The sequence below is a fragment of the Desulfocicer niacini genome, from assembly GCF_054657595.1.
On sequence record NZ_BAAHYK010000042.1, the window covers coordinates 45,986 to 52,890 of the forward strand.

Annotated in this window: 6 protein-coding genes and 2 pseudogenes; 6 read left to right on the top strand and 2 right to left on the bottom strand. The window is 43.3% G+C overall.

All coding sequences use genetic code 11. The features are described from left to right. Window positions 1-242: 242 nt before the first annotated feature. On the bottom strand, window positions 243-1,229 hold the full coding sequence (locus ACYQ2M_RS19430; RefSeq protein WP_459918043.1) for a sigma 54-interacting transcriptional regulator: 987 nt from the start codon (window positions 1,227-1,229) through the stop codon (window positions 243-245). Between the two features lie 38 nt (window positions 1,230-1,267). Here ACYQ2M_RS19430 and ACYQ2M_RS19435 point away from each other — a divergent pair. The 6 genes and pseudogenes from ACYQ2M_RS19435 to ACYQ2M_RS19460 form a co-directional block, all read left to right on the top strand. Beyond that, window positions 1,268-1,561, top strand: a pseudogene (locus ACYQ2M_RS19435) (hemerythrin domain-containing protein); the annotation flags it as partial. Between the two features lie 187 nt (window positions 1,562-1,748). Continuing rightward, window positions 1,749-2,084: a cupin domain-containing protein gene (locus ACYQ2M_RS19440; RefSeq protein ID WP_459918044.1), complete on the top strand. Its 336-nt coding sequence runs from the start codon at window positions 1,749-1,751 to the stop codon at window positions 2,082-2,084. A gap of 300 nt (window positions 2,085-2,384) precedes the next feature. Further along, the gene (locus ACYQ2M_RS19445) at window positions 2,385-2,702 is read left to right on the top strand and encodes a hypothetical protein (protein WP_459918045.1); all 318 of its coding nucleotides are present in this window, start codon (window positions 2,385-2,387) and stop codon (window positions 2,700-2,702) included. Between the two features lie 458 nt (window positions 2,703-3,160). After that, the gene (locus ACYQ2M_RS19450; RefSeq protein WP_459918046.1) at window positions 3,161-3,328 is read left to right on the top strand and encodes a hypothetical protein; all 168 of its coding nucleotides are present in this window, start codon (window positions 3,161-3,163) and stop codon (window positions 3,326-3,328) included. 369 nt (window positions 3,329-3,697) lie between these two features. Beyond that, window positions 3,698-4,821: pseudogene (locus ACYQ2M_RS19455) on the top strand (IS4 family transposase). Window positions 4,822-5,240: 419 nt separating this feature from the next. Beyond that, on the top strand, window positions 5,241-6,095 hold the full coding sequence (locus ACYQ2M_RS19460) for a nitrous oxide reductase accessory protein NosL (protein WP_459918047.1): 855 nt from the start codon (window positions 5,241-5,243) through the stop codon (window positions 6,093-6,095). Here ACYQ2M_RS19460 and ACYQ2M_RS19465 read toward each other — a convergent pair. Continuing rightward, on the bottom strand, window positions 6,081-6,779 hold the full coding sequence (locus ACYQ2M_RS19465; protein WP_459918048.1) for a sulfite exporter TauE/SafE family protein: 699 nt from the start codon (window positions 6,777-6,779) through the stop codon (window positions 6,081-6,083). The two genes, ACYQ2M_RS19460 and ACYQ2M_RS19465, sit on opposite strands and share 15 nt — an antisense overlap. Window positions 6,780-6,905 lie beyond the last annotated feature (126 nt).

A 6,905-nucleotide genomic window follows, 5' to 3' on the forward strand; every position in this document is an offset into this window, starting at 1 on the left:
ATTGATGGGGTATTCATAACATTCTGATATAATGATATTAAATTTTTTCGTATTGATTTTTTGGACACGGAAAATAAAGGGTTGCCTTTCGGCGAAATCAAAAAGTGCGTTGCTATTATTTAAATAGGTTAAGGCTAAAACCCTTATTTAACTTGGCCATATTAAATACGATATCCATCAATTGTTGAGGCCACTCTCACCCGTCTTTTTAACGGACTTTACTTTCTTAATCGTTTCAAACATTACAATCCTGGAGTTTGATTTATGCTCCGTTTTTGACGCAACCCCAATCGTGTGGCCAAATTATGGAGATTGCTTCTCTGCATCCCCAAATCGCGGGCAGCAGCAGCCCAGTTGCCATCATTTCTTGACAGTGCGAGTTTGATAACTTCCTTTTGGTATTTTTTTGTCTCATCTCTAAGAGAGAACCCCAGCTTAAAAATGATGCCATGCTCCCCTATGGAAGGCAAAATCTGTTCTTTGACCGGCATCAAATCTGTTTCCAAATGATCGGATTCTACAACCACTTGTTCACTCCGTGGTGTTCTGGATGAGGCTTTAAGCACTGCCCTGGATATAACATTTTCCAGTTCACGAACGTTACCAGGCCAGTCATATCGGCTCATCGCGTCAAAAATATCTGATCTGAAGCGCACCGGTCCTAAGCCCAAACGGCGCTGAAGCTGTTCACAAAAATGTCCAACCAAAAGAGGAATGTCCTCTTTGTGCTCTCTTAGCGCTGGCACCTTTATTGGATAAACGTTAAGCCGATGAAAAAGGTCAGCTCTGAATTTTCCATTTTCGACCTCATCTTCAAGATTACGATTGGTAGCAACTAGTAGCCGGACATTGACATAAGTCATTTTTTCAGCCCCAATGCGCTGGATTTCACCTTCCTGAATGGCGCGTAACAGTTTGGCCTGAACAGTCAGCGACAGCTCGCCGATTTCATCTAAGAAAAGTGTGCCCTCATCTGCCAGTTCAAACTTCCCGGCCCTGTCTCGAACGGCTCCTGTAAACGCTCCTCTGGCGTGGCCAAACAATTCACTTTCCGCCAAAGTTTCCGGCAGAGCTGCACAATTGAGATAAAGCATGGGCTTGCCTTTGCGCTGTGAGGTCGCATGGATTGCACGAACCACCAGCTCCTTACCTACGCCCGTTTCCCCAAGCACCAGAACCGTAAAATCCGAACGGGCTACCAGCTCGATTTCTCGCTTCAAATGTTCCATGATTTGAATTTTTCACTGTATTTGTAGATAAATGTCACCACACTAAAGAAGAAGAGTTGCTTTTCCCAGCCCTTGAGGCAGTCGGAGTCAGCCGTGAAGGTGGTCCAATTGGAGTGATGCTGAATGAACATCAGCAGGGCCGTGAACATGTTGCCAGAATGAAGCAAACCTTTACCCAATATTCCAACGGGGATACAGATGCAATATTAACCCTTAAAAAGCATGCCGATGCATATGGTGATCTCCTGAATCGTCACATCGACAAGGAAAATACTATACTCTTCCCCGTGGCACTTCAACATTTGTCAAAAGACAAGCTGGCGGAATTGTAGACCGGGTTCGACCGGATCGAAGCAGAAAAAATCGCAAATGGTAAACACGAGGCATTTCACCGTATGCTGGAGAAGCTGGAGGAAATTTATCTTAAACCGGCATAAAAAGACATGAGATAGGATTCTATCAGAGATACCGGACAGTAACGTACCCCGGGATCTCTAAATTTTAAATAAATAGGAGGTCATGATGACCATTGAAAATACGCTAAAGGGCAACCCGTTTAACCTGGAAGGGTTCATTGAATACTCAGAAGGGTCTGTTGTAAGTAAAACCTTAATTAAAAAAAATATTGGCACGATTACCTTGTTTGCTTTCGATAAGGATCAGGGACTTAGTGAACACACAGCTCCGTTTGACGCGGTAGTATATATTCTGGATGGAGCAGCCGAGATCACAATCGGAGGTCAACTTAAAGCTGTTTCTTGCGGAGAGATGTTAATCATGCCAGCCAATATTGCCCACGCTGTTCAGGCAAAACAACCGTTTAAAATGCTGTTGATCATGATCCGTGGGGAATAATGACTACTACTAAGTACTTTACATTATTTTAATAAAATAGAATCGGGACTGTGCTGTCTGTTTGGCAAGCGCATCACTGAACAGACAGTCCCTGATTATAACAGAAGCAAAAACACCAAGGGGGATCTGACATGAGTTTTATTGTTAAAAACAACATTCACTGGGTGGGGAAGATAGACTGGGAACTTAGAAAATTTCACGGAAACGAATATTCTACCCATCGCGGATCTTCCTACAATTCCCATTTAATCAAAGAAGAAAAGGTGGTTTTGATCGATACGGTTTGGAGCCCGTCATCTATTGCACTGCAAACGGTGTCAAATCACTGAAAGGTCATTATCATCAAGACTGGGAAACAAGGAACTTATTTTTGTTGAAGCTCCCATGCTGCACTGGCCTGACAGCATGTCCTGTTATCTGAGTGAAGAGAATGTTCTGTTCAGTAACGACGCCTTTGGTCAACACTACGCATCCGAATATATGTTTAATGATCTCGTCGATCAGAATGAACTGGCCCATGAGTGTATCAAATATTATGCGAATATTTTAACCCCTTTCAGTCCCATGGTTATAAAAAAATCAAAGAAGTTCTCTCTTTCAACCTGTCTCTGGACATGATCTGCACCAGCCATGGAATCATATGGCGAAATAAGCCCGAGAAGATTGTCGGGAAATACATGGAGTGGGCTGATCCTTGGTCTCACCCTTTTTTTTAAGGTTGAAGATATCGACCAGGCTTATTCGGAACTACGCGGATTGGGTGTACCTTTGTCTAAAGTGAAATTTGTTTAGGGGTCACGATCATTTTTTTTGACTGATCCTGAAGGCCATCGTATTTAATTGTGGGCCTGACTTATTTAATCGAATTTCACAAGAAATTATCCAGAAAACAAAGACCTATACTCAGAGAGCAAGTATTAAAACTGGGTGCTTACTAAGAATGGCCTGTTTGACATGTGCATTGCAATGTTTAGTTTATTGGTTAATAATACCGCATAAATTGATGGTTCTATTTCCTGGATGCAATGCGGAATAATATATATGAAATATCAATATAAAAATGGAGATAAACAACAATGAGCGATGATAAACAAAAAACATTATGCGCCTATATAGAAGAAGAACTTCAAGTCAAGGACCCGAAGGGCTATGTTGCACTTATCAAACCGGCCACACACTACTGTGAAGGCTGTGGTCGCAGCGCAGCCAAGGCTGAAAATTTGTGCAAACCGAAACAACTCTAATATGTCGTGATTCTAACCGCCCCATGCTTTGTGAAAACTGATATGGGGCGGTTTAGTATTAGTATCTCATGGCAGAATATTTTGGGGCCGAAAATGTTTAAGATACAATTCAAAAACTGATACCATCGGTAGTAGCATTAATTTTGATTCAAATATGGTCGGCTCTTTTTTATATTTTTTGACAAAAATAAATGGGAAAAAATCAGTGGTGTCCGGTTAGGTTTTTGCATGTAATAAAAATAAAAAATAGTTAAGTTTTCGCTTGACAAACGGTAAATAACTGCGGCGCGCGCCTTGTTATAATCTACTATTATAACAAGGATAAATTAATGACTACGCACCAACAGAACGATTTAAAAGTAAGATTTGATGCTCAATCATTTCGGCAATATTTACACCCCCCTACAGCAAATTATGCTCAATGTTCCTGCACTGAAATCAAGGGGGCATCGCCAGTTGAAAATGATTTTCGATGACCAACTCAATGCCTTATTGTTTTATCACCTTCAAGAGCATGAATCTGCAAGGGATCTTATCCAGTGCATGAAAGAAGACGACTTTGCAAGAGAGAATATTGCTCCTGATGGTGGTATCAGCCTTAGCAGTTTTTGTGAGGCCATTAATTCTCGTGGACTCGAACAGCTTCAATATGTCTTCGATGAACTTTGTAAAAAAGCACAAAAGGTTCTGTCAGCACAATATTCAAATCTTGGTGATCTTGTCTCTATTAACGGTTCTCTTATAAATGCTGTTCTTTCAATGTATTGGGCCGATTACAGAACAGGATCAAAGAAAGCCAAAGGTCATTTTGGATTTGATGTTAACCGTCAGATCCCTCTAAAAGTTTATCTGACAGAGGGAAAAGGGGCGGAACGTCCATTTGTAAGTTCAATACTCTCAGAGGGACAAACCGGTATCATGGATCGCGGCTACCAATCCCACAAAGACTTTGATCTTTTACAGACTGAGAAAAAACATTTTGTGTGCCGTATTAAGATAAAAACCACCCGAACGGTTATCTCGGAAAACAGCGTTAAATCTGGTACTCATATCTTTTACGACTCTGTGGTTCTTCTGGGGACTCCTGGTGTGAATCAGTCAAAAAAGCCGGTGCGGGTCGTGGGCTATGAAATTGCCGGTTCAACTTTTTACATCGCTACGGACCGACATGACCTGACTGCTGAACAGGTGGCTAAGATATACACGCTTAGATGGGACATTGAATCTTTTTTAAATGGTGGAAAAAACATCTAAAAGTCTACCACCTCATCGCTCGTAGTGAGTACGGCGTGATGGTTCAAGTTCTAGGGGGATTAATTTCATACCTGCTCATGGCCATATATTGTCATGAAGAGTTTGATGAAGGGGGCTCCATCAAAAGAATCCGTCAACTCAGACATAAAGTTCAAAATGAGCTACGGTCCAACGCAACTGAGGTAAAATCAAATGATCGAATTGTCAAAGAGCAAAAGAAAAAGCATGCAAAACCCTAACCGGATACCACTGGGAAAAAATCAGATATAGAAAAACTTTTTGAAATCGTTCCTTCCCTGGTCTGTGTTGCAGACGTTGATGGATATTTTAAGTATCCAATGCTTGACCTTCACCCTGACCGAAATTCTCAACACTATTTGTTGTAAGTTTGACCCACATATTGTGGTGGGGCAGAAACTTTCATTCCATTTTTTTTGATAAGGGTATTACAAAATCTTGCTAAAGCAAAACTCATATCCTAAAATTAAAGCATTGGGTTTTATGGGCCTAAAGGCCGATAGTATAACTTTTGAAAGGAAATGAAATGAAATCACTCAAGCGTCGTCAATTTTTAAAAACCATCTCCCTAACGCCCTTGTCCTTGTCTCTGTTTCTCCCTGGTGTGAACGCAATGGATTGTAAGGTGACACATCCTATCATGCCTCCACAAAATGAGTTTCATGGACAATGTCCGGTTTGCGGTATGGTTCGGTCAATGTGGGCGCGAACCTGGATTAAGTTTACCCCTTATCAGGGAGTAAAACAGGTTTGCTCCTTCCATTGCCTGGCCGACTGGAGTGTTAAAACAGGCCAGAATCCAACAGACGTTATGCTGTCGGTCTATCACGAACCTGGAAAGATGATACCTGCAGACCAAGCGTTTGTTGTTTTGGGATCCGCTGCAGCAGGTACCATGAGTCCAGTTTCCAAAATCGTGTTTGACGACAAAACAAAAGCCACAGAATTTGCCCAACAGTGCGGTGGTGACCTCATTGATTACCAAAGCGCCCTTGCAACGGCTAAATCCAGTGTTTTAAAAGAAAACAAGATGATCAAGGCCCGGCAGATTAAAAAGGGTAAAATTGTTGAACCTTCCCCAACTGACAGATGCCCTGTATGCAATATGTTTCCGGCCCGCTACCCCTACGGTAAATCTCAACTGCAGATAAAAAATGGGAAAACGTTTCACTTCTGTTCGACCCAGTGTCTATTCGCTTTTATGGGAAAGCAGTCTCTATATGTGGATACGCCGGTAAAACCTTTTTTGATTTGGGTGGTGGATCGGAACTCGGGCATGTGGACCAGTGGTCGAACCGCATTTTATGTTGTCGGATCTTCCAAGGTCTTCGGGCCCATGGGATATGAGGCGTTTCCCTTTAACTCAAAGAATGAAGCCTCTGAGTTTGCGGTTGAAAATGGTGGCACTGTGACAAACTATGGAAACGTCAGCATTGAGAAAATTGTGCCGGGGTGGCAATATCCGTCCAAGGTTGTCGGATCAAACGAAGGATGAAAAAAGGGCTGCAATCCCATCCAGAATAAGGGTTGCGGCCATGCCGATCATAAGCATCCCCGACAAAATATCGAAGTGACGCCGGTGGCGGCGGGCGATGACCGAGGCCCCCGTACCCAGCAGCAGTAGTCCTGGCAGTGTGCCCAAGCCAAATGCAAGCAGAAACGCGCCACCCTCCAGTGGCCGGCTGGCAGCCAATGCCCTTGAAAAGGCAGCAAAAGAGAGGCCGCAGGGGATGAAGCCCATGAACATCCCGGTAATGACCATTAACCAGCCATCGGATTTTTGAAAGGCGGACCGGACAATAAAGCGGTAACCGGGTATTATCTGGGGATTTGATATCATAAGCCATTCAGACTGACCCAGGAGGCCCAGCTGGCCAAAACCAAATAGAGCCAGAAAAATGCCTGCCAGCAACGAAAACACCAATTGTATGCGGGCCAGGGTTCCCAGGTAGTCAAGCCCCGTAACAGAGGCAAGTTTTGCCAGTGCCAGTCCCAGACTGCCCATCACGATGCCAATGCCTGTGTAAGTGATAATCCGTCCGGCATGGTAGTAAAGATGGGAATTAAATTTTCCTGACTTGCCGGGAAAAGCCAGGACAAGGGGACCACACATGCCCAGGCAATGGCCGGTTCCGGATAGGCCCAGAAGAAATAAGGAAAACAGGGAAGATACGTCCATAATCGAAAAGTTCCATTGATCCGTCATGAATTAATTGCGTTGAGTGTTGCTTGCGCGTATAGTACAGACAGTTTGATATTGCGTCAACTCGGGAGCGTCTGGCCGTGGAGAGAACATTGAACGGAG